Origin of the sequence: Nisaea acidiphila, assembly GCF_024662015.1 — a bacterium.
Classification (GTDB): Bacteria; Pseudomonadota; Alphaproteobacteria; order Thalassobaculales; family Thalassobaculaceae; genus Nisaea; species Nisaea acidiphila.
The window spans coordinates 2,434,889-2,460,622 of the sequence record NZ_CP102480.1 but is presented as its reverse complement, the minus strand read 5'-3'; the positions used below and the strand labels follow the sequence as shown (position 1 = coordinate 2,460,622).

Below are 25,734 nucleotides of genomic sequence, written 5' to 3'. Positions count from 1 at the left end.
CCGTCTCGCTTGCTGTCGGGCCGCGGGGAGTTGCCGGAGCGTGCCGCCTACGCCTCGCGGCGCAGCACGGCGACGTTGGACCCCGGATGCTCGTAGAGCCAGCGATGGGTCAGACGGTTCACTTCGTCAAGACCGTCCAGTAGCGAGGCCGCCATGCTCTCCGACGGGCGCGGCTGGCTCGGCAGGCGCCGTAGCGCGTCGGCCATCACATGCGGCTCGCGGCTTCCGTCGTCGACCAGCATCGCCGTCATCCCCAGCTCCTGCGCCCGCGAGGCGCGGATGAACTGCTCCAGCCGCGGCTCGGTCCGCGGCACGATCAGGGCACGTTTGTCGAAGGACAGGATCTCGCAGAAGGTATTGTAGCCCCCCATCGCGACGATCCCCGCGGCACGCGCCATCATGCTCTCGATCCGCGCGTCGAAGGTGATCACGTCGACGCGGTCGAGCTCTGCCGCCCGCTCCATGAAATCGTTCTGCAGCTCCGCCGGCATGAACGGGCCGAGCACGAGCAAAGCGCGATACGGCAGGTGATCGTCCGCCTCGTAGGCCTTCAGCACCCAGTCCATGAGCCCGTCGCCGTCGCCGCCGCCGCCGGCCGTGACCAGGATGAAGGGATCGTCGAGATCCGTGCTGGAGACCGGATGGACGTGGCTCGGCACCTTGCGCTTCAGGTAGCCGGTATAACGGGTCTTGGCATGCACCGACTGCGGCATCGGCATGCCCGAATAGGGGTCGCAGACCGACTGCAATCCGTAGGCCCAGATCTCGTCATAGACGTCCCGCAGGGCCTCGACCGCGTTTTTGCGCTCCCATTCCGGCAGCAGCTTTTCCGGCTCGTCCATCACGTCGCGCAGGCCGAGCACGAGCGGCGTGCCCCGGTCCTTCAGCATTTCCAGCGTCGGCCGCACCTCGCCGCGCAGCCCCCAGGGCTCCTTGTCGACGATGAAGAGATCCGGGTCGAAGGCATCCGCCGTGTGCTTGATGATCGAGGAGCGGAGATTGAGCGTCTCCTCGATATCGAGATGCAGGTTGAGCGAGGTGTAATCGCCGTTGCGCAGTTTGATGACGCCCGGAATGCGGACGAAGTCCACCCGGGTCCTGAAATCGAAACTGCCGATGATCGGCGAACCCGACAGGATCAGAACCGTCAGGTCCGACTGATTTTCGACGAGCGAATGCGCAATCGCCCGGCACCGGCGCAGATGGCCCAGACCCATCGTGTCGTGACTGTACATCAGGACACGTTTTTGGCCGCGCTTGCTGCTAGCGTAGGTCATACGCCCGTCCACTTGATTCTTCGGCCTTTGTTTAATGGAAAGTCCCGCCTGAAGAGCGGGGCTGCTCCCCACCATATCCCCTTGGCTGTGCACTATGCCACACAGTGCAGTGCGGCAAAACCCGTTTGACCGGAGGCACGTTTACCTGCCGACACTGTTCGGTTACTGTTTTGCGCGCAAACGGTTTTTGACGCCAACGCCAACCGGTACGGACAGACGCTCCGCATGGAACCCACGATTTTCCGGTTCATCTTCCGGCACAGCAAGAAAGAGCAGATCTTTCTCCTGGTGCTGACCGGTCTCTCCTTTCCGTTTCTCTACTATTCGCTCGATCTGCCCAAGACCATCATCAACGAGGCGATCGGCGGGAAGCAGTTTCCGGCGGAAGTGTTCGGATACCAGCTCGACCAGATCCCCTACCTGCTGCTGCTGAGCGGGATCTTCCTGGCACTGGTCTGCGTCAATGGCGGGTTCAAATATTATATCAACGTCTATCGCGGCCAGCTCGGCGAGCGGATGCTCCGGCGCCTGCGCTACGATCTCTATGCCCGCGTCCTGCGCTTTCCGCTGCCGCATTTCCGCCGGGTCAGCCAGGGTGAGGTGATCCCGATGATCACTGCCGAGGTCGAGCCGCTCGGCGGATTCATCGGCGACGCGATCTCGCTACCCGCCTTCCAGGGCGGCACGCTGCTGACGATTCTCGTCTTCATGTTCGTGCAGGACCCGATCCTCGGGACCGCGGCGATCGCGCTCTATCCGATCCAGGGCTATATCATCCCGAAGCTGCAACGCCGTGTGAACGCGCTCGGCAAGGAACGCGTGAAGGCGGTACGCAAGCTCTCCGACCGGATCGGCGAGAGCATCTCCGGCGTACAGGAGATCCATGCGAACGATTCCTCGCGCTTCGCGCTTGCCGGCTTCACCTCGCGGCTCGGCGAGATCTACACGATCCGCTACGAGATCTACCGCCGAAAGTTCTTCATCAAGTTCCTCAATAATTTCATCGCCCAACTGACGCCGTTCTTCTTCTACTCGATCGGCGGCGTGCTGGTGATCCAGGGCGATCTCACCTTCGGCGCGCTGGTTGCCATCCTTGCCGCCTACAAGGATCTCTCGGCGCCGTGGAAGGAGCTGCTGACCTACTATCAGCGCAAGGAAGATTCCCGGATCAAGTACGAGCAGGTGATCGAGCAGTTCGATCCCGCGGGCAGCCTCACCGAGGCGCAGCAGATTGGGGAACCGGAGACGCCGGTTTCCCTCGACGGCCCTGTCGCCTTTCGCAATGTCGGCCTGACCGACGACGAGGGAGAGGTGCTACTCGACGGGATCTCCTTCGAAGTCACCAAGGGAGACCATGTCGCGATCACCGGCCCCGGCGGCGGGGGCAAGGACCTGCTGGCCATGGTCGCCGCCCGCCTGCTGCCGCCGACCTCCGGCAGCGTTACGATGAACGGTGTCGACATCGCGCCTCTGCCGGAATCCGTCACCGGCCGCCGGATTGGTTATGTCGGCCCGGTCGCTTTCGTCTTCTCCAATACGATCAGGCAGAACCTTCTGATGGGCGCGCAGCATGCACCCTCGGGCGACCCGGATCCTGACTTCTTCCCCGATTCGCCGAGCCAGCGCGCGGATGCGGAAGCCTCGGGAAATTCTCTCGACCCGCTCTCTGCCAACTGGGTCGACTATGAGGCGATCGGAACCGACGAGGCGGGCCTGAAAGACCGGATCGCGCAGCTGCTCAAGGTCGTCGGGCTCGAGGACGAGGTATATGCATTCGGTCTGCGCGGCTCGCTCAGTGCCGAAAGCCGGGATGAAATCGGCGACCGTATCCTCGGCGCGAGAACCCAATTACGCTCGCGGCTGGAAGAACTTGGTCTCGCCAGCCTGGTCGAAGCTTTCGACGAGGAGAAATTCAACACCAATGCAAGCGTGGCGGAAAACCTGCTGTTCGGAACGCCGGTCGGCGATGCCTTCGCGCTCGATCACCTCGCTTCCGACCCCTATGTGCGCAGCCTGCTCGACAAGGTCGGGCTAACCGAGGATTTCGTCCGGATCGGCCGCGAGGTCGCTTCGACCATGGTGGAGCTCTTCAAGGACCTGCCTCCGGACCACGAGTTCTTCGCGCAGTATTCCTTCATTTCGGCCGATGACCTGCCGGATTTCCAGCTCCTGCTGCAGCGCGCCGACCGCCTCGGTCTCGACGGCATGGAGACGGAGGACCGCGATCGCTTCCTCGACCTGCCGTTCAAACTCATTCCGGCCCGTCACCGCCTCGGAATGATCTCCGACGAGTTGCAGTCCCGCATCCTCGAGGCCCGCAAGCTGTTCCGCGAGGAGCTGCCGGAAGACCGCAAGCCCGATCTCGAATTCTTCTCCGTCGACCAGTTCAATCTCGCCGCCTCGGTGCAGGACAATATCCTGTTCGGCAAGATCGCCTACGGCCAGGCCGATGCCGGCAACCAGGTCGGCAAGGTGCTTGCGGAAGTCATCGAGTCGGAAGGGCTGAGAGCCACGGTGATCGAGGTCGGTCTCGATGCCGAGGCGGGGATTGCCGGCTCGCGCCTCACGACCGCGCAGCGGCAAAAGGTCGCCATGGCGCGGATGCTGCTCCGCCGGCCGGACGTCATCGTCCTCAACGAGGCCGTCGCGGCACTCGATTCCGGCATGCAGGCACCGACGCTTGCGCGAGTTTGCGAGGAGGCAGCCGGCCGCACGGTGATCTTCGTCGCGCATCGGGCGCGGCTTGCACAGCCTTTCGGGCGCGTTCTGGTCATGCGCGGAGGCCGCGTGATCGAGGACGGCAGCTTTGATAGTCTCAACGAGGAAGGCACCGCGTTCCGGGCGCTGCTGGACGAGGAATAGACCGGAGCCGGAAATCCAAGGGATCATCCCATGAGTCTGAATGAAGAAGTCGAGCTGCTGAAAAACATACCGCTCTTCGCCAAGATCGAGCCGTCGAAGCTGAAGTTGCTTGCCTTCACCTCCGAACGCTTGAGCTATGCGGACGGTCAGGTCCTGTTCAACCAGGGCGATTCGGGAGATGCCGCCTATATCATCATCGGCGGAACGGCGTCGGTCCTGATCGACACGGACGACGGCAAGCTTGAAGTGGCCCAGCTCAGCAAGGGAGACGTGGTCGGCGAAATCGCCATCCTGTGCGACGTGCCGCGCACCGCGACGGTGCAGGCGAAAGAATCCCTGACGACCCTGAAAATCTCCAAGGAAGCGTTCTTCCGGCTCGTCACCGACTTTCCGCAGATCGCCGTCGAGATCATGCGCGAGCTGGCGGCCCGCCTTGAGCAGACGAATATCCGTCTGCGGGCGGCCCTCTCCGACAAGGATGGGTAACGCCGGACCGTGAGCCGTTTAGACAGTGCGATCCGCCGTCTTCAGGCGCAGAAACTCAGCCTGGATTGGGCCGTTGCGGCCATCGGAGACCGTTCCGGTAACGCAATAGAACTCGGTCTCGGCAACGGCCGGACATTCGACCATTTGCGCAGCCTGATGCCGGAGCGCCCGTTCTATGTGTTCGACCGGCAGGTCGCGGCGCATCCGGATTGCATTCCGGCCGAGGACAGGCTTTTTCTCGGCGATTTCCGGGAAACCCTGCCGGCTGCGGCGGAACGGCTCGGCCGCGAAACCCTGCTCGCGCATCTCGATATCGGCACCGGCGAGAAACAGGCCAGCATGGCGCTGGCCGCCGCCATCGCCCCTCTGGTCGATGCCCTGCTCGCGGACGGGGCTGTCGTGGTGAGCGATCAGCCGGTCGATCTGCCGCGCTGGAAAGCGGCCGCGCTGCCGGACGGCATCGGCCCGGGCCGCATCCATCTCTATGAGATCGGTCGCGCGTGACACTTGATCGGGCACCCGCCCGGCAACATCTCTTGCAGGTCGATTTTCCGCACGAAAGGTGGCTTTCTTGGACTCGCTGACCCAGGCCGTACTTGGAGCCACGATCTCCGTCGCCGTCGCAGGACCGAAGATCGGAGCGCGCAAGGCCGCCCTCGCGGGCGCCGTGTTCGGCACGCTTCCCGACCTCGACGTGCTCTACAAACACGGCGATCCGGTCAGCAATTTCGTCCTGCACCGGGGCTGGAGCCATTCGCTGCTGGTCCATGCCGCGCTCACGCCGCTGATCGGCGAAGCTCTGATGCGGCTCTTCCGCGGGCTGCGCGACCGGCGCATGGCCGCCTATGCCACCGTCTTCCTCTGCCTAACGACCCATGCCCTGCTCGATGCCATGACGATCTACGGCACGCGGCTGCTTTGGCCGCTGACGGACACGCCCTTCGGTGTCGGCTCGGTCTTCATCATCGACCCGCTCTACACCCTGCCGCTGCTGGGTGCGGCGATCTGGGCGCTGACGGCTGGCGGCTGGTCGGAACGGTTGAAGCGGGTTACCGCTGGCGCACTGGTGCTCTCCACGCTCTATCTCGGCTGGTCGCTCGCCGCCCAGCGGATCGCCGACGGCAAGGCCCGCGAGGCTCTGGCCGCGGCGGGACTCGACGCGGAGCAGGTCCTGGCCACACCGATGCCATTCAATACGCTGCTCTGGCGGACCATCGCCGTGGACGGAGCGGTCTATTACAATATCTACCAGCCGGTCTTCGGCGATGCCGCGAGCGCCCGCATCCACGCCCATCCGCGCCTTGCGCCGGAAAGCCCCTGCCTCGACACCCTGCCCCATGCCGCGACGGTGGCCGCCTTCTCGAAAGGCTATTACCGCACGTTGCGGGACGAGGACGGCCTCCGGATCGCCGATCTCCGCATGGGCGTGACGCCGAGCTTCGTGTTCGATTTCCGCGTGGCGGCGCCGGAGGGAGAGGTGTGGAAGGAGATCCTGCCGGAGCGTATCCGCGCACCGCGCTCGGCCGAGGGGGATGTGGCCTGGCTGCTGAGCGCGATGTTCGGCGATACCGCCGTGCGTCCGGCCGAGGCCGCGAGCCTGTTCGATGCCGAGCGGAAGGTTCTTGCCGCCCTGCCCGATGTGCCTAGCTGCGGGTAACAGTTCACTCAACCCAAACAACCGTAATTCCCGCGCAAGCAGGGACCCAGGGTTCCAGGTCACTGCTCTACGCTCTCTGGGTCCCCACTTTCGTGGGGATGACGACCCGTATTTAGCTCAGCATTGATGGATTGCGCGAACTGTACTCAATCCAGATCCACGATCACCGGCGCGTGGTCGGACGGTTTTTCGCCGCCGCGCAGGGCTTTGGCGATCGAGGCGCCTTTCAGCCGCGGTTTCAGCGGCTCTGTGACCCAGACATGGTCGAGACGGCGGCCCTTGTCGGCTTTTTCCCAGTCGCGGGAGCGGTAACTCCACCAAGAATAGAGTTTTTCCGTTTCGGGAACGAAATGGCGCACCGCGTCGACCCAGCCGAGCCCGTCCTGAACCTTCGCGAGGGCCTCGACTTCGACCGGCGTGTGGCTGACCACCTTCAGAAGCTGCTTGTGCGACCAGACATCGGTCTCCAGCGGCGCGATATTGAGGTCGCCGACCAGCACCATCGGCTCGCTCGACTTGCGGGCGGAGCCGAACCACTCGACCATCTCGTCGAGGAAGGCGAGCTTGTGGGCGAACTTGTCGTTCACCGCCGGGTCCGGCTCGTCGCCGCCGGCGGGCACATAGAAATTATGCACCTCGATCCCGCCCTCGAGCCGGACCGCCTGATGGCGGCAGTCGCTCTTGCCGCACCAGTCGCGGCTGTCGCTCTCGGCGAACGGCACGCGGGAGACCACGGCAACGCCGTTATAGCTCTTCTGGCCGCGGATCGCCTGATGCGCGTAACCGGCCTCCGCCAGCGCCTCGGCCGGGAAATGCTGGTCCTCGGTCTTGGTTTCCTGCAGGCAGAGCACGTCCGGCGCCTGTTCCTGGAGGAAGCGCAGCACCGTCGGCAGGCGCAGGCGCACGGAATTGATGTTCCAGGTGGCAATCCGCATGGATGGAAAACTCTCTCGGTCGGAGGAAAGGGAAAACGTTATTCGGCGGCGTCGGCCAGTCCGAGGCGGGCACGAAGATGGGCGCGGCAGGCCTCGCCGAAGGCTTCGAAGATCTTCCTGTTGATCCCCTCGATCGGGCGCGGCCATTCCGGATGCCATTGGACGCCGAGCACGAAGGCCTTGGCGGAGGGCATACTGATCGCCTCGACGATGCCGTCCGGCGCCACCGCCTCGACCACCACATTCTCGCCCGGCTTGTCGATGCCCTGGGCATGCAGGGAATTGACCAGCGCGGTTTCGGACCCGGCAATCCGCGCCAGCAGCCCGCCGGAGGTCATGCGGATCTCGTGCGCCGGGCGGTATTTGCGGTCGAACTCCACGTCGCGGCGCATGCGATGGTCGAAAGTATCGTCGAAATCGAAAATGCGCTGATGCAGCGTGCCGCCGAGCGCGACGTTCATCTCCTGGATCCCGCGGCAGATGCCCAGCACCGGAACGCCGGCTTCGATCGCCTTGCGGATCAGCGGGAGGGTGACACCGTCCCGGCGCGGATCGTGCTGCGTGCCCTCGACGCTCTCCGGGCCGTTGAAATGGTGCGGCTCGACGTTGGAGGGGCTGCCGGTCAGCAGCAATCCGTCGAGATGGGCGACCAGGCTGTCGAGATCGAGCTGGCCTTCTTCGAGCGCCGGGATGATCAGCGGCAGACCGCCGGTCGGCTCCGGAACGCAGGTGACGTATTTCTCGGAAACCCGCTGCGTCGAATGGTCCTCGCCCTCCTGGTGACAGGCGGTCACACCGATCAGGGGCAGGCTCGGGACGGACAGCATATGGGGCTCCTCAAGTTTGTGTCTGACATCGCGCTCTCGCGGCCGTGACAGCATGGCGCTGGCGGCGCGGCAGCGCTGTTGCCATATTCCTCCACATGGACCTCCCCGCGCAACAGCTACTCCAGCATAAAGGCCTGCTGATCCTTGCATGGATCGCGCTGCTCTTCGCCGCCGAACGGCTGGCGCCGGCCGTGCCGCGCCGGGGCGGCTGGGTGCGGGTGTTGCGCAACGCCGTGCTCTGGGTCCTGAACGGCGCGCTCTCGCCGCTGATCGTCGTGCCGGTCTCGCTTTGGGCGGCGAGCCACGCGCTCGGCTGGCGGCCGGACTGGCTCGGAGGCTGGCAGGGTCTCGTTTTCGACGTTCTGGTGCTGGACATGCTGATCTACTGGTGGCATCGGCTGAACCACGAGATCCCGTTCCTCTGGCGCTTCCACGAGGTGCACCATCTGGACGAGTTCCTCGACGTCACCTCGGCCGTGCGCTTCCATTTCGGCGAGGTGCTGCTGAGCGCCGGGGCGCGGGCGATTGTCATCATCCTGCTCGGCATCCCTTTCACCTCGGTGATCCTGTTCGAGGTGCTGGTACTGCTCTCGGCGATCTTCCACCATTCGAACCTGAAACTGCCCCCGCGCCTCGAGGCCGCGCTCTCCCGCGTCATCGTCACGCCGTCGATCCACTGGATCCATCACCACGCGATCCGCCGCGACACGGATTCGAACTACGCGACGATCTTCAGCTGGTGGGACCTCGTCTTCCGCTCCCGCAGCGCCACGCGGCGCACGCCGGAGATGAAAATCGGCGTGGAGAACCGGCGGGACGAGGAGGCGCTGCCGCTGATCGCCTTGCCGTTCCGGGAGCGCCACTGAGGCTAACGGCGCTTTGCCTCCCACAAAAATTGTCATTAGCATGTACTTACGGTGAGCTTGACGTCCAGTCGCCGGGAAGGAACCGGCAACGGCTACGGGAACTCCGGATGCAATCAGAGAAGTTAGCTTATCTCTTCGAGGAACTGACGCGTGCGAGCCAAGTTCTTCTCGATGATTTGGGCACGTTCGTGCTGATTATGGCCGCTTGGTTTGCGATTCACTCAATCTTCGTCTACTCGATCCGGACGAAACGAACGCTGGATCGCCAGAGCTTCCTCACGCGCGCATTCACCGCCTCGATTATCGGCTTTGCTTTCTCAGAAATCGTATCCAGTTCGCTCTTCGGCGAGGAGATCCAGCCGAATTCGCTCTGGATGTTCCTCTCGCTCTTCATGGCTTGGCAGATTTATCTGATCTATCTCGGAATTCAGCGAACAAATCGGATCGGCATTTCAAAATGGTGGAACCTGCTGATATCGATCCCGGCCACCAATAATATTCTGTATTTGCTGGTAATTTTTTTCTGGCGGGATCGCAAACCAGCACACTGACAGATAGGCTTATTTATCGACGAAATTGCCGCTCTCGAAGTCCCGCGGCTTGAAGAGGTCGTCCTCCAGCTTCATCCCCTTGCGGGTTTCCAGCAGCGCCACCTTCACCTCGATGCCCTGGGCGTCGGTGATGGTCCATTGCCGGAGCTCCATCGGCGCGTCTGAGAACACCATCTGAATGAAACCAGCCTCCGGATCGTCGCGCATCCGCATCAGAAGGCGGATGACGCCCGGATCGTGACGCACGTCCAGCACCTCGAGATTGCCGGTCAGATCCACCGGATCCTCCACCAGCACCGCAAGCGGCGTGCTGCCGAGCGGCACGTGTGTGGTCTGCTGCAGCTCGTTGTCTTGGAAGATCAGCCAGATCCCGTCAGAGACCAGCAGCACCGGCGAGGGCGGATCGTACTCGAACCGCATCCGCCCCGGCCGCTTCAGCGAGAGGATCCCCTGCGCCGTCGCACCCTGGCTGGAAACCTGCAGGAAACGGGCCTGCAGGGTTGTGAGCCCGTTGAAATAGGCCTCGACCTTTTTCAGCGCTTCCTTGTCCGCGGCACTCAGCGGCGGCGCCCATGAGGGCTGCGGCAGCAGGATGCAGGCGGTCAGGGCGGCGAGGACGAGGAACTTTTTCATAAGGTTTCAAATGGCAGGCGGCAGGCTTGGGTGCAAGCGGCGATTTTGGGGCAACTTCAACGGTCGTCATTCCCGCGAATGCGGGGACCTAGGGATGCAGGTGGTCGCTCTACGATCCCTGGGTCCCCATTTGCATGGAGATGACGATGGTTATTGTTGGATAAGGAAGGAGCGAACGCCCCCTACTCGTCCTCGTTCGGATTCCGCACCAGAACCTCGCGCTTGCCCACATGGTTGGCGGAACTCACGACGCCCTCGCTCTCCATCCGCTCGATCAGAGTCGCCGCCCGGTTATATCCGATTTTCAGGTGGCGCTGGATGAAGCTGGTGGAGGCGCGGCGTTCGCGGGCGACGATGGCGACCGCCTGGTCGTAGAGCGCGTCGCCGCTGTCGGTATTGCCGCCGGCCAGCCCCGAGAGATCGCCGAAGCCGCCGTCGCCGCCGCCCTCGCCGTCGTCCTCGGTGACGCTGTCGTCATATTCCGGCTCGCCCTGGGCCCGGAGATGGCGCACCACGTCCTCCACCTCCTCGTCGGAAACGAAGGGGCCGTGCACGCGGGTGATGCGGCCGCCGCCGGCCATGTAGAGCATGTCACCCTGGCCGAGGAGCTGTTCCGCACCCTGCTCGCCGAGGATGGTGCGGCTGTCGATCTTGGAGGTGACCTGGAAGCTGATCCGGGTCGGGAAGTTGGCCTTGATGGTGCCGGTGATGACGTCGACCGAGGGGCGCTGTGTCGCCATGATGACGTGGATGCCGGCGGCCCGGGCCATCTGGGCGAGACGCTGTACCGCGCCCTCGATATCCTTGCCGGCGACCAGCATTAGGTCCGCGACCTCGTCGATCACCACGACGATATAGGGCAGCGGCGTCAGGTCGAGCGGCTCCTCTTCGAAGACCGGCTTGCCGGTCTCGCTGTCGAAACCGGTCTGCACCCGGCGCTTCAGCACCTCGCCCTTCTTGCGCGCTTCGGCGAGGCGGGCGTTGTAGCCATCGATATTGCGCACGCCGAGCTTGGACATGGCCCGGTAGCGGCTCTCCATCTCGCGCACGGTCCATTTAAGTGCCACCACCGCCTTCTTCGGATCGGTCACGACCGGCGAGAGTAGGTGCGGGATCCCGTCATAGATCGAGAGTTCGAGCATCTTCGGGTCGATCATGATCATCCGGCAGCGTTCCGGCGAATGCCGGTAGAGCAGCGAGAGGATCATGGTGTTGACCGCCACCGATTTACCGGACCCGGTGGTGCCGGCGATCAGCAGGTGGGGCATGCGGGCGAGATCGGTCACCACCGGGGTGCCACCGATATCCTTGCCGAGCGCGATGCCGAGCTTGGCACCGGAGCGCTCATAGATGTCGGACTCGAGGATCTCGCGCAGATAGACCGTGTCGCGCCGCGCGTTCGGCAGCTCGATGCCGATCACGTTGCGGCCCGGCACCACGGCCACGCGGACCGAGACCGCGCTCATCGAGCGGGCGATATCGTCGGAGAGTCCGATCACGCGGGAGGATTTCGTCCCCGGCGCCGGCTCCAGCTCGTAGAGCGTGACCACCGGACCGTGACGAATCTTGCCGATCTCGCCCTTCACGCCGAAATCGCCGAGCACGGATTCCAGCATCCGCGCATTCTCCTGCAGCGCTTCCGGCGCGGGGCCGGCGGCACCTTCCTGCGCTTCGGCGAGGAGGTCCATCGCCGGCAACTCGTAATCGCCGGCATTGGGCAGGTCGAGGCTGGCCTGCGCGACCTTGGCCGGCTTCTTCGCCGGCGCCTTCTCCTTGCGCGGGGCCGGTGCCTCGTCCGGGGTCGCTTTCAGGACGGGAGCGGAGGATTCCACCTCGGGCGCCTTCCGCGGTGCCGGATTGAGACGCGGCGCCTCTTCCGATTTCTTTCCGGAGAGCGAGGGTTCCTTGCGGCCGACAGAATCGAATCCCTTGCGCGCAAGGCTCGCCGTCGCTTCCAGGCCGGAGCCGAGCGCACGTCCGCCGAGCGCGCCACCCTTCGCGCCAAGAGCGGCCGCGGTTCCGACGCCGCGACCGGCGCCACGGGCGAGCGCAAGCCATTCGCGCCAGGAAGCGCCGAAGGTCCAGAGCAGCAGGCCGAGCGCGGGCAGCCCGGCAACCGCGCCGATCCAGACCGCGTCGAACGCCGCCAGCACGCCGAGGGCGGAGATCTTGGTCAGGACGAGGGTCCCGACCGCGCCGCCGAGCCCGGCCCGGAGCGGCCAGCTTTCGGGTACCGGCAGCACCGAAAGCGCGAGACAGCCTGCGATCAGGGCGAACGGCAGCAGGGCAATGCGGAGCGCGATCCGCTCCAGCGGCCGGTGCGCCAGCAGGCGCCAGCCCCAGACCGCGAAAAGCAGCACCGGCACCGCGCTGACGAGGCCGATGGTCTGCACCAGCACGTCGGCGACGATCGCGCCGGCATGGCCGAGCAGATTGGCCGCCTCCGCGGACCCTGCGGCATTCAGGGATGGGTCCGCCGGAGCATAGCTCAACAGCAGCGCCGCGCCGAGACCGGCGAGCGCGAGCAGCAGCAGTCCGGAAAGCTCCGCCGCCCGACGGCGCAGATAGAGGCGCACATTCTCTGGCAGGAAACCGCCCGTCATCTCGTTACCGGCACTCTTCGTCGATGCGCTCATGCGTTCGTCCCCGCGGGCACGCCGCCGCCTCAGAAGTAAGGCGCGATCCGGCGCAAACCCTCCTCCGTGGTTTCCGTGTCATAGACCAGTGCGATCCGGACATAAGGATCGCCCGGATTGACGCAGTCCGCATCCTCGCGGGCCATCAGCCCGACCGGCACGATCTTCACCGCCTGCTCGCGCCAGATTTGTTTCGTCAGCCCGGCCGCGTCGTCCGCCGGCATGCAGACGAAAAAGCCGGCCTCCGCCTCCCGGTAGCCCGCCTTGTTGCCGAGCACCCGGCTGGCGATCTGCCAGTTCTCCGCATAATGCGCGCGGTTCGCTTCGACATGCGCCTCGTCCTTCCAAAGCGCCGTCGCCGCGTGCAGCACCGGCAGCGGTGTCGAGGCGCTGCCGAACATGATGTACTCGCCATAGCGCTTCACCAGCTCCGGATCGCCCGCAAGAAAGCCGGAACGCATGCCCGGCGCGCTGGAGCGCTTGGAGAGCGAGTGCAGGACGACGATATTCTCAAGGCTGCTGCCAAGCGCCGCCGCGGCCTGCAGGCCGCCGGGCGGCGGGTCGCCGCGATAAATCTCGGCGTAGCATTCGTCGACCGCGAGCATGAAATCGTATTGCCGCGCCAGTTCGATCGCCCGCTTCAGATAATCAAGCGTCGCCACCCGCCCCTGCGGATTGCTTGGCGTGCAGAGGAAGCAGAGCGCTGTGCGCTCGAGGATTTCAGGCGCCACGTTCTCCGGATGCGGCAGGAAATTGTTCTCCTCGGTCGCGTTCATATAGACCGGCTCGGCTCGGCCGAGCATCGCCGCGCCGCGGTAGGAGTGGTAGAGCGGGTTGGGCATCAGGATGACCGGCTGCTGCCCGTTCTTCCGTTCCGGCACGGCGAGGAAGCCGAGCTGGTAGAGCGCTTCGCGGGTCCCGGAGATCGAAGTCACGTGGCGTTCGGGATCGAGCATCCCGTCCGGCATGCCGTAACGCCGGTTCAGCCATCCGGTGACCGCCTCCCGAAAGGCGAGATCGCCTTTCGGCGGCGGGTACTTGTTCCAGAGGTTCCCGTTGGCGGCAACGATCTCGCTGAGGAAGGCCGGCGGCTGGATCTGCGGTTCTCCGACGGAGAGCAGGATCGGCCGCTTGTCCGCGGCCGGTTCCACATTCTCCAACATCCTGTTCAGGCGCGCGAAGGTATAGTCGCTAAGCGGTTGAAGCGCCGGGTTAATCATCGATTGCTGCCCTGTCCGGCCGGGCTTCGGACCCGTGCCGTTCGTATCTCATCGGGAATCTATAATATAAGCCCGATAGTTATGGAGCAACTTTAATGCAAATCCTCACCTGAGGAACCGTTCAAGCCATATAGTTCGAAATTCGAATAAAATATTGTTTTAAATAGAGAACGGGCCCGGATGTTGCCATCCGGGCCCGCCTGGAAAGGTACTCTCGGAAGTCTTAGACCCGCTGGGAGCCCGAACCGAATTCCGGATAGGCTTCGAGGCCACACTCGGCGCGGTCGAGGCCGAGGCTTTCCTCTTCGTCGCTCGCCCGAAGCCCGATGGTCAGCTTGAGGACCACCCAGACAATGGCGCTGGTGATCAGGACGAAGGCGCCGATGGCGACAATGCCGATCACCTGGGTCGCGAAGCTCGCACCGGAGAACACCACGGCGATGGTGCCCCAGATGCCGCAGACCAGGTGAACCGGGATCGCACCGACAACGTCGTCGATCTTCAGCTTGTCCAGAAGCGGAACGGTGACAACGACCAGGATGCCGCCGATCGCACCGATCATCACGGCCAGACCGATGCTCGGGGCAAGCGGCTCGGCAGTGATGGAGACCAGACCGCCGAGGGCACCGTTGAGGGCCATGGTCAGGTCCAGCTTCTTGTAGATGATCTGGGTCAGGATGACCGCGGCAACGACGCCGGCGGCAGCAGCCATGTTCGTGTTCACGTAGATGGTCGCGATGTCACGAACGTCGGCGGCGGAGCCCATGGCGAGCTGGGAGCCGCCATTGAAGCCGAACCAGCCGAGCCACAGGATGAACGTGCCGAGGGTCGCCAGCGGCAGGTTCGCACCCGGCATCGGGTGGACGGAACCGTCGCTGCCGTACTTACCGGTACGCGCACCGATGATGATGGCACCGGCAAGCGCCGCCCAGCCACCGACGGAGTGCACGATCGTGGAACCGGCGAAGTCGGAGAAGCCCATTTCGCTGAGCCAGCCGCCGCCCCAGGTCCAGGAGCCCTGAATCGGATAGATGATGCCGGTCAGCAGGACCGTGAAGATCAGGAACGGGAACACCTTCACACGCTCGGCAACGGTGCCGGACACGATGGAGGCGGTGGCCGCTACGAAGACCATCTGGAAGAACCAGTCGGACGCCGCCGCATAACCGCTGCCGTCGCCGGTGAAGCCGGCGTCGGTGATCACGTCGTCAGAAGCGGACCAGATCGCGAAGGATCCCATGAAGCCGCTGACATCCATGTACATCAGGTTGTAGCCGACGAGCCAATACATGATGCCGGCAACGGAGTAGAGGGTGATGTTCTTGGCGCACTGCATGGTCGTGTTCTTGGTGCGGACCAGGCCCGCCTCGAGCATGCAGAAACCGGCCGCCATCCACATCACGAGGAACCCGTGCATGAGGAAGGACAGCGTGTTGAAGATGAAGGCCGTCTCTGGTTCAACAGCCGCGGATGCGGACTCGGTCAGCGCGATCGTAACCGACGCGGTGACAGCCGCCAGAGCGGAAAAGCCGAAAAATTTTCTCATCTGGTGAACTCCTTAAAGCGCGTCGTTGCCGGTCTCGCCGGTGCGGATCCGGACGGCTTGGGAGACATCCAGCACGAAGACCTTGCCGTCGCCGATGCGACCGGTATTCGCTGCCTTCTGGATGGCTTCCACCACCTGTTCCGCCAAGTCGTCCGGCACCGCCACTTCGACTTTGACCTTCGGAAGGAAATTCACGGCGTATTCCGCGCCGCGATAGATTTCAGTTTGCCCCTTCTGCCGTCCGAAGCCCTTGACTTCGCTAACCGTCAGCCCCTGGATCCCCAGAGCGGTCAGTGATTCGCGGACCTCGTCAAGCTTGAAGGGCTTTACGATTGCCATGATCAGTTTCATGCCGCCCAACCTTCTCCTGTTGTGCTTTACCGTCAGCCCGTTTCCGGGCATGCGCGGTTGTCTGCTCAACGCAGATCGGCGGAAACATTACAAATTGTGTGCCGAGATTCTCTCGGGCCGAATTTGTAATTAGAATCAATTTCTTATTCGAGAAACCTTGAATCCTCAGAAACTTTGAGCATATATTTTATGCACATTTTTTAGGCACTAACGTAACCGTGATGTAATTTTGTGCATCGCAAAAGGCCTGCGACAAAGCGCGCGAGGCCTTGTTTGCGTGCCAGCGGCTTGTATCTTCGCATCCATCCATCGAGACGCGATCACTGCGGAGAAACGGCGTCATGACTCAACCGGATTGCGATGTTCTGATTGTCGGCGGGGGCCTCTCCGGCATGTCCGCCGCCCTTGCGCTTCGGGCGATCGGCCTCGACGTCATCGTCATCGATCCCGTTCCGGCCGAAATTCAGACCGCAGCGACGCATGACGGGCGCACCACGGCGATCTCCCAAAGTAGCAAACGAATGCTCGAACGGCTCGGCGTCTGGGACGCGATGCCGGTCCCGCCCTGCCCGATCGGAGATATTCGGGTGCGCGAGGGCGGCTCACCCCTTTTCCTGCAATTCGACCGCGGGGATGCCGGATCGGATGCAATGGGGTTCATCGTCGATAACGGCCCTCTGAAAGCCGGTCTCTACCGCGAGGCCGCCGGAAAGGAACGGCTCCGGGTGGTCGCGCCGGCTTCGGTCGCCGCCCTCGCGGCGAGCGCCGGCCACGTGACGGCGACCCTGAAGGATGGAACGGAACTGACGGCGCGCCTCACCGTCGCAGCGGACGGACGGCCCTCGCCGACCCGCCGCCGGGCGGGGATCCGGACCACCGAGCTTTCCTACGGCCAGACCGCCATCACCTGCACGGTCAGGCACAGCCGCCCGCATGACAATATCGCCTTCGAGCATTTCCGGCCGGCCGGGCCTTTCGCCATGCTGCCGCTGCTCGACGACGAGGACGGCGCGCACCGCTCCTGCCTTGTCTGGAGCGAGCGGACCGCGACCGCCGACGCCCTGCTGTCACTATCCGATGCCGAGTTCGATCTGGAGATGCAGGAGGCATTCGGAGACACGCTCGGAACCCTCCACGTCTCCGGTAAGCGCTGGGCCTATCCGCTCGGCCTGATCCATGCCGAACGCTATATCGGCCCGCGCCTGGTGCTGGTCGGAGATGCCGCGCACGGCATCCATCCGATCGCCGGCCAGGGCTTCAATCTCGGCCTAAGAGACATCGCAGCGCTGACAGACACTATCGAGGACGCGATGCGGCTCGGGATCGATTTCGGCTCAGCGCCGGTGCTGGAGAAGTACCAGCGCTGGCGCCGTTTCGACGTAATGAGCCTGATTGCGGCTACCGACGGAATCAACCGGCTGTTTTCGAACAACTCGGCGCCCATAAAGCTTTTGCGGGATGTCGGGCTCGGGCTGGTACAGCGCATCGGCCCTCTGAAACGGGCCTTTATGCGCAGTGCCATGGGGACGACCGGCAACCTGCCGCGCCTGATGCAGGATCCGTCGCGGAACTAAGGCTGAGCCGTCAAGGTTCCCGGCTGAGGCCGGCCTCGGCCAGTTCCTTCAGATACCGGGTCCAGATCTGGTCTTTCTCCGCACCCAGCTTGTGCAGATAGCGCCAAGTATAGATGCCGCTGTCATGCAGATCGTCGAACTTGATCCGCACGGCGTAATTTCCCACCGGTTCCATGCCGATGATGTTCACGTGGGCGCGGCCGGAGACGAGCTTTTTCTGCGACGGCACATGCCCCTGGACTTCCGCCGACGGGCTTTCGACGCGCAGCAGTTCGGCCGGAATGCTGAAGCTCTCGCCGGTATCGAAATCGATCTCGATGCGTTTTTCCGCAGACTGGACACGGATCTCCGTCGGCCAGATCTCTGTCGCGAAACTCTCACTCACGCGAGGCCTCCGCGGACTGGTCCGATACGATCTTGATCGCCGCCGCGCCCTCGGCGACCGGATCGCGGTCATCGTCCAGATGCCGTGCCTCGTCGGGCAGCATGATCGGCACGCCGTCACGGATCGGATAGGCCAGCCGTGCCTGCTCGCTCACCAGCTCCGAGCGTTCCCGATCATAGGTCAGGGGCGCCTTGGTCACGGGGCAGACAAGAATTTCCAGAAGTTTCGGATCGACCTCGCGCTCGGCCGCGCCGGCGGCGGGCTTGTCAGTGCCGTGCATAATCCTCGTCCCTCGGATCGTGGACCGCCATCTCTAGCAGGGTCAGCATGGTCTCGCCACGTTCCTGCAGGGTCGGCGCCTCCAGTAGCGCCTGCTTCTCCAACGGTCCGAAGGGACAGACCATGGCGAGCGTGGTCACGAGCTGGCAATCCTCCGCATTCTGGATCGACTCCCAGTCGGCGCGGATGCCCTGGATCTCGAAATACTCTTTCAGACCGCGCATCAAGCGCTGCCGGTCCAGTACCAGATTGTCCCCCGCGGCCTTGAAGTCGTCGGCGAAGCTGCACCAGTCCGCCACCACGCGCCGGTAACCGGAGCGGCTCTCGAGTTCCTGCTCGACATGGAAGCGCGCGACACCCGTCAGCGTGATCAGGAAACGCCCGTCCTCGGTCTCCGAGAAGGATGTGATCCGGCCCGCGCATCCGGTCCGTTGCAGGCAGGGAGTATCGGCCTCGCCCGCTTCGGCCGGCTGGATCATCCCGATCAGCCGGTCGGTCGCCAGCGCATCCTGTGTCATGACGAGATAGCGCGGCTCGAAGATATTGAGCGGGAGCTTGCCGCCCGGCAGCAGCAATACGCCGGGCAGGGGAAAAACCGGAATGCAGGCAGGCATATCCTCCAGGTTTGGAGAAAAAGGGCTGCGCGACAGGGTATCCGGCATTTCCTCTTACCTCCCGGATCAGGAAAACAGTACGGCGGACAGCTTGCGGCGGCCCTGGATGGTGACCGGATCCGTATGGCCGAAAGCCTCGAAGAACTTCACCAGCTGCTTGCGCGCCTTCTGCTCTTCCCACTCGCGGTCCCGGCGGATGCTTTCGATCAGGGCCTCGACCGCGCCTTCCCGGTCACCGCCTGCAAATCGGGCCATCGCGAGATCGTAGCGCGCCTGATGATTGTCGGGATCCGCATCGATTGCGGCCAGCAGTTCCGCTTCCTCGCCCGCGTCGACGCTTTCGCTTGCCAGTTCGAGCGAGGAGATGGCGGCATGGACCTCGGGGGCTTTCTTCACCGCGTCAGGCAGCTGCTCGATCACCTGCTGCGCCTGCTCGACCTGGCCGATGGCGACCAGCGCGCGGATCAAACCGGCATTGCCGCGGATATTCTCCGGGTCGTGCTGGACAACCTGGCTGTAGATCCCGCCAGCGCCCTGCGCGTCGCCCGCCTCCATCATCTGATCGGCGGCGTCCAGCGCCTCGTCGAGCGGCGAATCGCCGGCCGCGCCGCCGGTCAGGCGTTTGACGAACTCGCGGATCTGGCTTTCCGGCAATGCCCCCTGGAAACCGTCCACCGGGCGGCCCTGGAAGAAGGCGAAGACGGCGGGGATGGACTGGACCCGCATTTGCTGCGCAATGGCCGGGTTCTCGTCGATATTGACCTTCACCATGCGGACCGCACCGCCCGCATCCTTTACCACCTTCTCCAGCGCCGGACCCAGCTGCTTGCAGGGACCGCACCAGGGCGCCCAGAAATCGACGATGACCGGGGTCTCGCGGGAGGCTTCGATGACGTCGGCCATGAAGCTGTTTTGGTCAGAGTCCTTGATCAGATCGGCGGGATCTGGCGCCGCGTTGATGAGGGTTTCCATTGGGTCGTCCGTTCTTTGCTTAAGGGTAAAGATTGACCGGTGGCTTCGCTTGACAAGGGCCTGGCCGGATCAGCCGAGCGATCCGAAATCGAGAATCTCCGGGACATAGCCGAGATCGGCGAGAAACGCTTGCAGACCCGCGGGCGAGACCGCGATCGTCATCTCGTTCGAAAGCGGATGATAGTTCAGCGGATCGTGCGCCAGCATGTCCTTGTCGAGCACCACGCTCACTGCGCGGCCCGTATCGTTGATCAGCGCGAAAGGCGAGACCGCTCCGGGGATGATGCCGAGATACTGCATCAGCCGGTCCGGGCTGCCGAAGGACAGACGCGCGCCGCCAAACGCCGCGCCGAGCTGCTTCAGGTCGATCGGCCGGTCCTCCAGCGTCACCACCAGCCACATCTTGCCCTTGCGATCGCGCAGGAAGAGGTTCTTGCAGTGCCCGCCCGGGAGCTCGCCCCGGAGCGCCTTGCTGTCCTCGACGGTGAAAAGCGGCGGATGCCGGTGCAGGTCGTAGGCGATCCCGCATGCATCGAGATGCGCCAGCAATTCGTCCGGCGCCATCGGGCCCTGCTTGCCGTCTTCGCCGCTGGATTCACCCTCAGCCATGAAACCTTCCGCTTGCCGCTCCGCCAGCGCGCCGAGACGGGCGCTGCCCAAGGGCACAGGAAATAGCCGGAAAAGCCGGAAAAACCAAGGGTTTCGTAGGCGAACGGCAGCCCCGCCGGTGCCGGCAAAAAAAATGTCATTTCGAGGCTTGCATTGCGAAGAGCAATTTGTATTATCGCGGCCTCTTGACGGTGTCGTCAGACGCCGCTGGACGCGGGCGTAGCTCAGGGGTAGAGCACAACCTTGCCAAGGTTGGGGTCGTGAGTTCGAATCTCATCGCCCGCTCCAATCTCCCTCCAAGGGAGGTCAAGAATATGAAAAGGCGGTTCCTTCGGGGGCCGCTTTTCGCTTGTGGGTCCGGCTACCATGGGGCTACCAGTCGGTAGTCGAGGTCTGTTGTGTTGGCCAACCGCAACCAAGCACTTCGCTTTCTACACGTACGACATAGGTGGAGCCTTTCCAAGGCTACCGCTATGTAGGGCGATCCATTCTGCGGGTCAGCAATTTCTAAGTTTGAGGCGGAAATCGTTTGCATGGCCTCCCAGCACTTGCTTACTGACCCTGCACTTCAGTAACCCCTCCAATAGCTCTTGTGGCCGACGGTGCGGTACCTCCATTGACCTTTCCACATTCGTTTAGCCAATCTGCGAGGGTGTCGATCACTCGCTCGAACGATTGCTGATCTTTCCCTCGAACAGCACACTCCCAGACCACCAGACAGTTCCATCCACTTGCCGTTAATCGGCTCAGGTGATCCCGGTCTCGTGAACGGTTTGCCGCGATCTTCTCGCTCCAGAACTCGCTGTTGGTCTTGGGAAGTTTGAAGAGATGGCAATCATGCCCGTGCCAGAAACAGCCGTGAATGAAGACAACGGCCTTCCTACCGGGAAAGACAAGGTCAGGTTTTCCCGGTAAACGTTTATCATGAAGCCGGTATCGAAATCCTTTTGCGTGCAGTGCGGTTCGAAGCCGGACCTCAAGGCGGGTGTCTTTGCCTCTGATCCGGGACATGACCTCAGAACGCGTTAGAGGTTTCGACGGTTTCATGTAGAAAGCCCGCATTCATCCAGGTCGGCCTTTCGGGGGAGCAGAATGCCTGAAAAATTGACGATCAAGGTCCTGACCGCATCAGACCTGACGTTTTTTGACAGTTTCTATAAGCAGAACAAGAAGAGCAATCAGAAGGCCATTAACCTCAATGCCGACGTGTTTGCGAAGGAACACTACCCAGATTTTGCCGAAGCTTCGCATGGAGTTGACGTAGAACTGCCAGTTCGTGTCACGGTATTTGGCCCCGGCGAGTCTGATCCGTACAAATTCCCGAGATCAGTCACCAAGAAGAGTGCCTACAAAAACTGGCGATTGAACGGTGCGGCGGTCCCCGATCCGGAGGGAGACGACGGACGCTTCGATTCGTTGTCTCCGAACGATATCGCCGTCATTGAATTCATCGGAGATGCAAGGCCAGAAGCAGTTCGGATCGTCCTCATCGAATCTGGAGACGATGCAGAGCTGCATTCCCGCCTACAAGCAACACAGCCTGCGGCCAGATCAATGTGGTCAACAACTCGCTCATTGCTCGACGAAATTGTGACCAACGCAGGCGTCGGACCTGAACATCCCATTCAGGCACTTCTGAAAGATGAGGAGCTTCAGAAGACCCTTGAAGAAGGGAGCCTCGGCACGGATGAGACCGCCCGGAGACTGCGGGCACGTAAAGGTCGCATAATCTCAAGAGAGGAGTTGACGTCAGCCCGCGAGAAAGCGGAGCGGGTCGGGAGTGATGGTGAAACGCTGGCGAACCAATTGCTTACGCAGATGCAGAAAAACGGGGAGTTTGCTGCATTTGAATGGACGTCCACGGAGAACGCTGCCGCACCCTGGGACTTCGAGGTAACCGGCGACGACCCAACCCGCTTCGACGCAAAATCGACGACCTATGGATTTGAGAATCCATTCCACATATCCGGTGCAGAAGTCGCAGCGGCGGCGGAAGAGACGCCCTATCGCATCATCCGGGTCTTCGATCTGGATGAAGACGGTGCGAACGTCCGGATTTCCGAACCGATGAACGAGCTGGCGAAGTCCATTCTCGAAAGCAGTAAAACCCTTCCGCCAGAGGTTCGGCCAACGGGCTTCACCATTCATCCAAGTGGACTGGCGTGGAACGAACCCATCAGAGTGGATCGGCCAGACGAACCAACAGATTGACCTACTCAGCTGCCTGAGACGCTGTTGTCTGAGGCGAGGCTAGTCCGGTTACCGCATTCTTAATCGTTCGCCGCATCTCCTCCGCAACCCGTTTGGCCAGAAGAGGTGGAACCGAATTTCCGATCTGACGAAATGCAGGGTTCATGGTTCCGCAGAATCGGAAACCGTCCGGGAACGACTGAAGGCGGGCAGCCTCACGAACCGATATGGTCCGAGCCTGAGCACTGTCGTAGTGGATGTGGCTGTAGCTGTCCTTTCCCAGATGGGCCATCAGTGTCCGCACCGGTTTGTCTCTCTGGAGCTTCCACCATTTGTTCGGGAACTTTCCAGGGTCATAGGGTGGCACCATCGCGGCCTTGAGTTCGTCCCATTCGGGCGAGTTTGCTCGAAGCCCCTGTTTCACGGCTTGCTTCTCGAACCGCAACGTCGCCATGCGATGAAGTTCAGGGTACTCGGCCCCCTCCCGCATCAAGGCGAACAGATCGTAGTCTCGTGGCAGGTACCGAATTTGGTGGTCGAACAGTCCGGCCGCCGGAGCTTCGAACCGAGGCCATTGCTTCAGGATCGCCGCATAGTCGGACAAGGGCCGATCGATCTCGTAGCCCACGGTTGGGATATCAAACCGCCGAGCACCCCGTTTTAGACTACCGTCAGCCAAAGCCTCCCTCGCAAGTATCGGCGGAAGGTCCCCTATAGCTTCATGAGCTGTCACAGCCGGGGCAAGATCACCCGATGATGCGGGGGGCTCCAGATAGTCGTGAGCACCTGCAAACAGACCATTGAGAAGTTTCAGTGCGACAGCACGTGAGCCGTCATATCCTGGCGGAAGCCGGTGTGCATTGGTCGGCTCAGGAAAACTGGGTTGATTGATGCCAAGCTCTCTTCGATATGCCACGAGGAACATCCGTTCCCGCATCTGGGGTACGCCGTAGAAGACCGAATTGAGCAACGTGTACCGACAGACATATCCCTTGGCTTCAAGCACATCGGAAATTTCTTCCGGGATGTTCTGCCCGCCGTGGTTCAGGACATCCGGAACATTCTCCATGAGAAGTGCCAGAGGTTTAAAGGCTTCAACATAGTCCAGGTAAGACTTGTACAGTTGTGCCCTGGGATCATGAAGAAATGCTTCCGGGTGCTCGTCCACTTCTCGAAGCTTAGCTCTTCCCACTCTTGCAAATGCCTGACACGGAGGGCCACCAACCAGAACATCAATAGCCTCATCCACTGGCCCAAGCTCAAGGTCGTCAGCGAACCTCTTTGGGTCAGTATCGGTAATGTCATATGGGTTCGAGTGCTTGGCGTCCCCGCCATGAAAATTCAGACCGTGTGACTGAGCTGCGTGGGGGTCGAACTCGACGGCACCTGCGATGTTAAAACCTGCGGCGTCGAAACCGAGGGACAGGCCCCCACACCCGGAAAAGAGGTCGAGGACACGTAGCTGGCCGCCCGAATTCGCCCGAATCAGCTTCCGCACCAACGCATTGTCAGGACCAGTAGCAGTCATGTTTCATTGCTCTCCAACGCGAAACAGAGACCGTTGGGTTGGCCCAATCTCACTGTCGAGGTGCTCACGTATCAGCCGAGCGGCCAAGGTGGATTTCTTGAACCCACGCTCGTCGCAATATCGCTGAAACCGAGCCGCTTCATCCTCGTCCAACAGGACCTGCAAACGAACGGTTTTGCCTTCAGTCGTGCTCACGGCTCTTTCCACACTGCCACGCTGCGCATTACTGCACACTTTTGAGCAGTTGGAAAGATTCCTCTACTTGGACCTTATGGAAGCCGTTGGACGTTTTTCGGCCGGCCATCCGAACGATCTCGAGACGAAGGTCGGTCGTCCGTCCATCTAGCTTCGACTATGCAAAACACGCCGTCATGGCCCTACTCCGATAAACAGTTCCATTACGAAACACTTACCTCCCGGCAGCCTCGCGGGCCTTGCGCCGTGCCATGACCGCTTCGCGGTGGCTGATATAGGCGGTTGAACAGAAGATGACCGCGCCGCCGAGCCAGACCCAGAGCGTCGGCCCCTCTCCGAACAACAGAAACCCCATCACCGCGATCAGCGGCAGCTTGACGAATTCGAGCGGCTGCAGCTGGGTGATTTCCGCCAGCCCGCAGGCCCGGGTCCAGCACATGTGGCCGAGCGTGCCGGCACCGGCGAGGCAAAAGAGCCAGAGCCAGGTCATCGCGTCCGGCCAGGTCCAGAAGAAGAGCGCGGGAACCAGCGAAAGCGGGCTCTGCAGCAGGACCATCCAGAGCACGATCGCCTCGGGCCGTTCCGTCGCCGTCAGTTTCTTCACCACCAGTGCGGTCACCGAGATTCCGAGCGCGTTGCCGAGCGCGAGCAGGGCCCCGGCGGAGATCGCCTCCATGCCCGGCCGGAGCACGATGAGCATGCCGACGAAACCCGCCACGAGTGCCGCGACGCGGCGTACGCGAATGACCTCTCCCAGCACCAGAACCGCGCCGATGGTAGCGAAAAGCGGCGCGGTGAAACCCAGCGCCGTCGCCTCGGCGAGCGGGATCATGGTGATGGCCGCGAAGCCCGCCGCCATGGCGACCAGATTGATCGCCGCCCGCAAGCTGTAAAGCCCGTAACGCTCGGTTCTGAGCGCACCCAGCCCCTGCCGCATGATCCAGGGTGCCATCAGCACGACCGCCAGGAAGTTGCGGAAGAACACGACCTCGAGAACATGCAGGTGTTCCGAGGCGAGCCGGATGAAGATCCCCATCGAGGTGAAGAACACCATCGCCGAGCACATCAGCAGGGTCGCGCGGACCGGGGCCGGCAATGCGGAAAAGGCGGCGATGAGTTGCATGACGGTGCGGCCCGGGAACTAGGTGACCCGGGCAGGGTATAGTGGCGGTCCGGGATTGGCCAGCAGGCCGAAAAGTGTCGCGCTCCGCACAGCAACTTGACCTGGATCAAAGAAACGCTCTTGGCCGCGTGCTCCTATCCCTTCAGTCAATGAGGACAACGGCAAATTCAGGAGCAAAAATGTCCCACGTTCCGCACGAGCTCGCAGAAGAATTCCCGGATGCGGCCCAGAAGATCCACGAGCTGAAACAGAGCAACGCTCATTTCGCCAAGCTCGCCGACGAATATCATGAGGTGAACCGGGAGATTCACCGGATCGAGGCGGAAGTCGAAACCACCTCCGATGCCTATGCCGAAGACCTTAAGAAAAAGCGTCTGGCGCTCAAGGATGAGGTTGCAGGCTTCCTGTCCGCCTGACC

General features: G+C 62.6%; 24 protein-coding genes, 1 tRNA gene and 1 pseudogene. 10 read left to right on the top strand and 16 right to left on the bottom strand.

All coding sequences use genetic code 11. The features are described 5' to 3' along the window. Positions 1-47: 47 nt before the first annotated feature. On the bottom strand, positions 48-1,277 hold the full coding sequence (locus tag NUH88_RS11315) for a glycosyltransferase family protein (protein ID WP_257766515.1): 1,230 nt from the start codon (positions 1,275-1,277) through the stop codon (positions 48-50). A gap of 225 nt (positions 1,278-1,502) precedes the next feature. On the opposite strand from NUH88_RS11315, the gene NUH88_RS11310 reads away from it, so the two are divergent. The 4 genes from NUH88_RS11310 (at position 1,503) to NUH88_RS11295 (ending at position 6,282) form a co-directional block, all read left to right on the top strand. After that, complete coding sequence (locus tag NUH88_RS11310) at positions 1,503-4,139, top strand: ABC transporter transmembrane domain-containing protein (RefSeq protein ID WP_257766514.1); 2,637 nt, start codon at positions 1,503-1,505, stop codon at positions 4,137-4,139. Positions 4,140-4,169: 30 nt separating this feature from the next. After that, positions 4,170-4,625 (top strand): cyclic nucleotide-binding domain-containing protein, encoded by a 456-nt coding sequence (locus NUH88_RS11305; protein WP_257766513.1) that lies wholly within the window; start codon positions 4,170-4,172, stop codon positions 4,623-4,625. A 9-nt stretch (positions 4,626-4,634) separates the two neighbouring features. Beyond that, a complete protein-coding gene (locus tag NUH88_RS11300) occupies positions 4,635-5,129 on the top strand; it encodes a class I SAM-dependent methyltransferase (RefSeq protein WP_257766512.1) in 495 nt (164 codons plus the stop codon). 67 nt (positions 5,130-5,196) lie between these two features. Then, positions 5,197-6,282 carry a metal-dependent hydrolase gene (locus tag NUH88_RS11295; RefSeq protein WP_257766511.1) on the top strand — a complete coding sequence of 362 codons (1,086 nt, stop codon included), beginning with the start codon at positions 5,197-5,199 and terminating at the stop codon, positions 6,280-6,282. A 146-nt stretch (positions 6,283-6,428) separates the two neighbouring features. Here the strand turns inward: NUH88_RS11295 and xth are convergent, their stop codons facing one another. Together xth and NUH88_RS11285 are read right to left on the bottom strand one after the other, a co-directional pair. Next, positions 6,429-7,217, bottom strand: a complete 789-nt coding sequence (gene xth, locus NUH88_RS11290) for an exodeoxyribonuclease III (protein WP_257766510.1) — start codon at positions 7,215-7,217, stop codon at positions 6,429-6,431. Between the two features lie 38 nt (positions 7,218-7,255). After that, on the bottom strand, positions 7,256-8,044 hold the full coding sequence (locus NUH88_RS11285; protein ID WP_257766509.1) for a gamma-glutamyl-gamma-aminobutyrate hydrolase family protein: 789 nt from the start codon (positions 8,042-8,044) through the stop codon (positions 7,256-7,258). A gap of 95 nt (positions 8,045-8,139) precedes the next feature. Here NUH88_RS11285 and NUH88_RS11280 point away from each other — a divergent pair, with 95 nt between their 5' ends. Both NUH88_RS11280 and NUH88_RS11275 read left to right on the top strand, forming a co-directional pair. Continuing rightward, positions 8,140-8,910, top strand: coding sequence for a sterol desaturase family protein (locus NUH88_RS11280; RefSeq protein ID WP_257766508.1), 771 nt, complete (start codon positions 8,140-8,142; stop codon positions 8,908-8,910). A 107-nt stretch (positions 8,911-9,017) separates the two neighbouring features. Then, positions 9,018-9,461, top strand: a complete 444-nt coding sequence (locus NUH88_RS11275) for a hypothetical protein (protein WP_257766507.1) — start codon at positions 9,018-9,020, stop codon at positions 9,459-9,461. Positions 9,462-9,470: 9 nt separating this feature from the next. Here NUH88_RS11275 and NUH88_RS11270 read toward each other — a convergent pair whose 3' ends face one another. The 5 genes from NUH88_RS11270 to NUH88_RS11250 form a co-directional block, all read right to left on the bottom strand. Beyond that, complete coding sequence (locus NUH88_RS11270; RefSeq protein WP_257766506.1) at positions 9,471-10,094, bottom strand: LolA family protein; 624 nt, start codon at positions 10,092-10,094, stop codon at positions 9,471-9,473. Positions 10,095-10,276: 182 nt separating this feature from the next. Then, complete coding sequence (locus NUH88_RS11265) at positions 10,277-12,730, bottom strand: DNA translocase FtsK (protein WP_372743517.1); 2,454 nt, start codon at positions 12,728-12,730, stop codon at positions 10,277-10,279. A gap of 29 nt (positions 12,731-12,759) precedes the next feature. After that, positions 12,760-13,950 (bottom strand): aminotransferase class I/II-fold pyridoxal phosphate-dependent enzyme, encoded by a 1,191-nt coding sequence (locus NUH88_RS11260; protein WP_257766505.1) that lies wholly within the window; start codon positions 13,948-13,950, stop codon positions 12,760-12,762. Between the two features lie 223 nt (positions 13,951-14,173). Next, positions 14,174-15,496, bottom strand: a complete 1,323-nt coding sequence (amtB, locus tag NUH88_RS11255; protein ID WP_257766504.1) for an ammonium transporter AmtB — start codon at positions 15,494-15,496, stop codon at positions 14,174-14,176. Positions 15,497-15,508: 12 nt separating this feature from the next. Further along, positions 15,509-15,847, bottom strand: coding sequence for a P-II family nitrogen regulator (locus NUH88_RS11250; RefSeq protein ID WP_028466168.1), 339 nt, complete (start codon positions 15,845-15,847; stop codon positions 15,509-15,511). A gap of 341 nt (positions 15,848-16,188) precedes the next feature. Here NUH88_RS11250 and NUH88_RS11245 point away from each other — a divergent pair, with 341 nt between their 5' ends. Further along, complete coding sequence (locus tag NUH88_RS11245) at positions 16,189-17,421, top strand: UbiH/UbiF/VisC/COQ6 family ubiquinone biosynthesis hydroxylase (protein ID WP_257766503.1); 1,233 nt, start codon at positions 16,189-16,191, stop codon at positions 17,419-17,421. Positions 17,422-17,431: 10 nt separating this feature from the next. Here the strand turns inward: NUH88_RS11245 and NUH88_RS11240 are convergent, their stop codons facing one another. The 5 genes and pseudogenes from NUH88_RS11240 to NUH88_RS11220 form a co-directional block, all read right to left on the bottom strand. Continuing rightward, entirely contained in the window at positions 17,432-17,806 is a 375-nt protein-coding gene (locus NUH88_RS11240) for a gamma-butyrobetaine hydroxylase family protein (RefSeq protein ID WP_257766502.1), read from the bottom strand. Positions 17,807-17,879: 73 nt separating this feature from the next. After that, positions 17,880-18,086: pseudogene (locus NUH88_RS11235) on the bottom strand (Trm112 family protein); the annotation flags it as partial. Then, positions 18,073-18,699 carry an LON peptidase substrate-binding domain-containing protein gene (locus NUH88_RS11230; protein WP_257766500.1) on the bottom strand — a complete coding sequence of 209 codons (627 nt, stop codon included), beginning with the start codon at positions 18,697-18,699 and terminating at the stop codon, positions 18,073-18,075. The pseudogene NUH88_RS11235 and the gene NUH88_RS11230, both read right to left, overlap by 14 nt. A 66-nt stretch (positions 18,700-18,765) precedes the next feature. After that, positions 18,766-19,671 (bottom strand): thioredoxin, encoded by a 906-nt coding sequence (gene trxA / locus NUH88_RS11225; RefSeq protein WP_257766499.1) that lies wholly within the window; start codon positions 19,669-19,671, stop codon positions 18,766-18,768. 69 nt (positions 19,672-19,740) lie between these two features. After that, positions 19,741-20,280: a prolyl-tRNA synthetase associated domain-containing protein gene (locus NUH88_RS11220; protein ID WP_257766498.1), complete on the bottom strand. Its 540-nt coding sequence runs from the start codon at positions 20,278-20,280 to the stop codon at positions 19,741-19,743. Positions 20,281-20,493: 213 nt separating this feature from the next. Between NUH88_RS11220 and NUH88_RS11215 the strand changes: the two genes are divergently transcribed. Further along, a tRNA-Gly gene (locus NUH88_RS11215) sits at positions 20,494-20,568 on the top strand. A 264-nt stretch (positions 20,569-20,832) separates the two neighbouring features. On the opposite strand, the gene NUH88_RS11210 is transcribed toward NUH88_RS11215, so the two are convergent. Then, positions 20,833-21,327 carry a very short patch repair endonuclease gene (locus NUH88_RS11210; RefSeq protein ID WP_257766497.1) on the bottom strand — a complete coding sequence of 165 codons (495 nt, stop codon included), beginning with the start codon at positions 21,325-21,327 and terminating at the stop codon, positions 20,833-20,835. Between the two features lie 45 nt (positions 21,328-21,372). On the opposite strand from NUH88_RS11210, the gene NUH88_RS11205 reads away from it, so the two are divergent. Continuing rightward, complete coding sequence (locus NUH88_RS11205; protein WP_257766496.1) at positions 21,373-22,491, top strand: hypothetical protein; 1,119 nt, start codon at positions 21,373-21,375, stop codon at positions 22,489-22,491. A 1-nt stretch (position 22,492) separates the two neighbouring features. On the opposite strand, the gene NUH88_RS11200 is transcribed toward NUH88_RS11205, so the two are convergent. Both NUH88_RS11200 and NUH88_RS11195 read right to left on the bottom strand, forming a co-directional pair. After that, positions 22,493-23,998, bottom strand: a complete 1,506-nt coding sequence (locus tag NUH88_RS11200; protein WP_257766495.1) for a DNA cytosine methyltransferase — start codon at positions 23,996-23,998, stop codon at positions 22,493-22,495. A 409-nt stretch (positions 23,999-24,407) separates the two neighbouring features. Further along, on the bottom strand, positions 24,408-25,316 hold the full coding sequence (locus tag NUH88_RS11195) for a DMT family transporter (protein WP_257766494.1): 909 nt from the start codon (positions 25,314-25,316) through the stop codon (positions 24,408-24,410). A 179-nt stretch (positions 25,317-25,495) separates the two neighbouring features. Between NUH88_RS11195 and NUH88_RS11190 the strand changes: the two genes are divergently transcribed. Continuing rightward, positions 25,496-25,732, top strand: coding sequence for an HP1242/YdcH family protein (locus NUH88_RS11190; protein ID WP_257766493.1), 237 nt, complete (start codon positions 25,496-25,498; stop codon positions 25,730-25,732). Positions 25,733-25,734 lie beyond the last annotated feature (2 nt).

Coding starts and splice junctions, on each gene's coding strand:
- NUH88_RS11285 (WP_257766509.1), bottom strand. CDS start 8,044: ATGCTGTCCGTCCCGAGCCTGCCCCTGATCGGTGTGACCGCCTGTCAC.
- trxA (WP_257766499.1), bottom strand. CDS start 19,671: ATGGAAACCCTCATCAACGCGGCGCCAGATCCCGCCGATCTGATCAAG.
- NUH88_RS11220 (WP_257766498.1), bottom strand. CDS start 20,280: ATGGCTGAGGGTGAATCCAGCGGCGAAGACGGCAAGCAGGGCCCGATG.
- NUH88_RS11250 (WP_028466168.1), bottom strand. CDS start 15,847: ATGAAACTGATCATGGCAATCGTAAAGCCCTTCAAGCTTGACGAGGTC.
- amtB (WP_257766504.1), bottom strand. CDS start 15,496: ATGAGAAAATTTTTCGGCTTTTCCGCTCTGGCGGCTGTCACCGCGTCG.
- NUH88_RS11275 (WP_257766507.1), top strand. CDS start 9,018: ATGCAATCAGAGAAGTTAGCTTATCTCTTCGAGGAACTGACGCGTGCG.
- NUH88_RS11195 (WP_257766494.1), bottom strand. CDS start 25,316: ATGCAACTCATCGCCGCCTTTTCCGCATTGCCGGCCCCGGTCCGCGCG.
- NUH88_RS11310 (WP_257766514.1), top strand. CDS start 1,503: ATGGAACCCACGATTTTCCGGTTCATCTTCCGGCACAGCAAGAAAGAG.
- NUH88_RS11210 (WP_257766497.1), bottom strand. CDS start 21,327: ATGAAACCGTCGAAACCTCTAACGCGTTCTGAGGTCATGTCCCGGATC.
- NUH88_RS11205 (WP_257766496.1), top strand. CDS start 21,373: ATGCCTGAAAAATTGACGATCAAGGTCCTGACCGCATCAGACCTGACG.
- NUH88_RS11305 (WP_257766513.1), top strand. CDS start 4,170: ATGAGTCTGAATGAAGAAGTCGAGCTGCTGAAAAACATACCGCTCTTC.
- NUH88_RS11260 (WP_257766505.1), bottom strand. CDS start 13,950: ATGATTAACCCGGCGCTTCAACCGCTTAGCGACTATACCTTCGCGCGC.
- NUH88_RS11315 (WP_257766515.1), bottom strand. CDS start 1,277: ATGACCTACGCTAGCAGCAAGCGCGGCCAAAAACGTGTCCTGATGTAC.
- NUH88_RS11190 (WP_257766493.1), top strand. CDS start 25,496: ATGTCCCACGTTCCGCACGAGCTCGCAGAAGAATTCCCGGATGCGGCC.
- xth (WP_257766510.1), bottom strand. CDS start 7,217: ATGCGGATTGCCACCTGGAACATCAATTCCGTGCGCCTGCGCCTGCCG.
- NUH88_RS11230 (WP_257766500.1), bottom strand. CDS start 18,699: ATGCCTGCCTGCATTCCGGTTTTTCCCCTGCCCGGCGTATTGCTGCTG.
- NUH88_RS11245 (WP_257766503.1), top strand. CDS start 16,189: ATGACTCAACCGGATTGCGATGTTCTGATTGTCGGCGGGGGCCTCTCC.
- NUH88_RS11280 (WP_257766508.1), top strand. CDS start 8,140: ATGGACCTCCCCGCGCAACAGCTACTCCAGCATAAAGGCCTGCTGATC.
- NUH88_RS11265 (WP_372743517.1), bottom strand. CDS start 12,730: ATGAGCGCATCGACGAAGAGTGCCGGTAACGAGATGACGGGCGGTTTC.
- NUH88_RS11270 (WP_257766506.1), bottom strand. CDS start 10,094: ATGAAAAAGTTCCTCGTCCTCGCCGCCCTGACCGCCTGCATCCTGCTG.
- NUH88_RS11200 (WP_257766495.1), bottom strand. CDS start 23,998: ATGACTGCTACTGGTCCTGACAATGCGTTGGTGCGGAAGCTGATTCGG.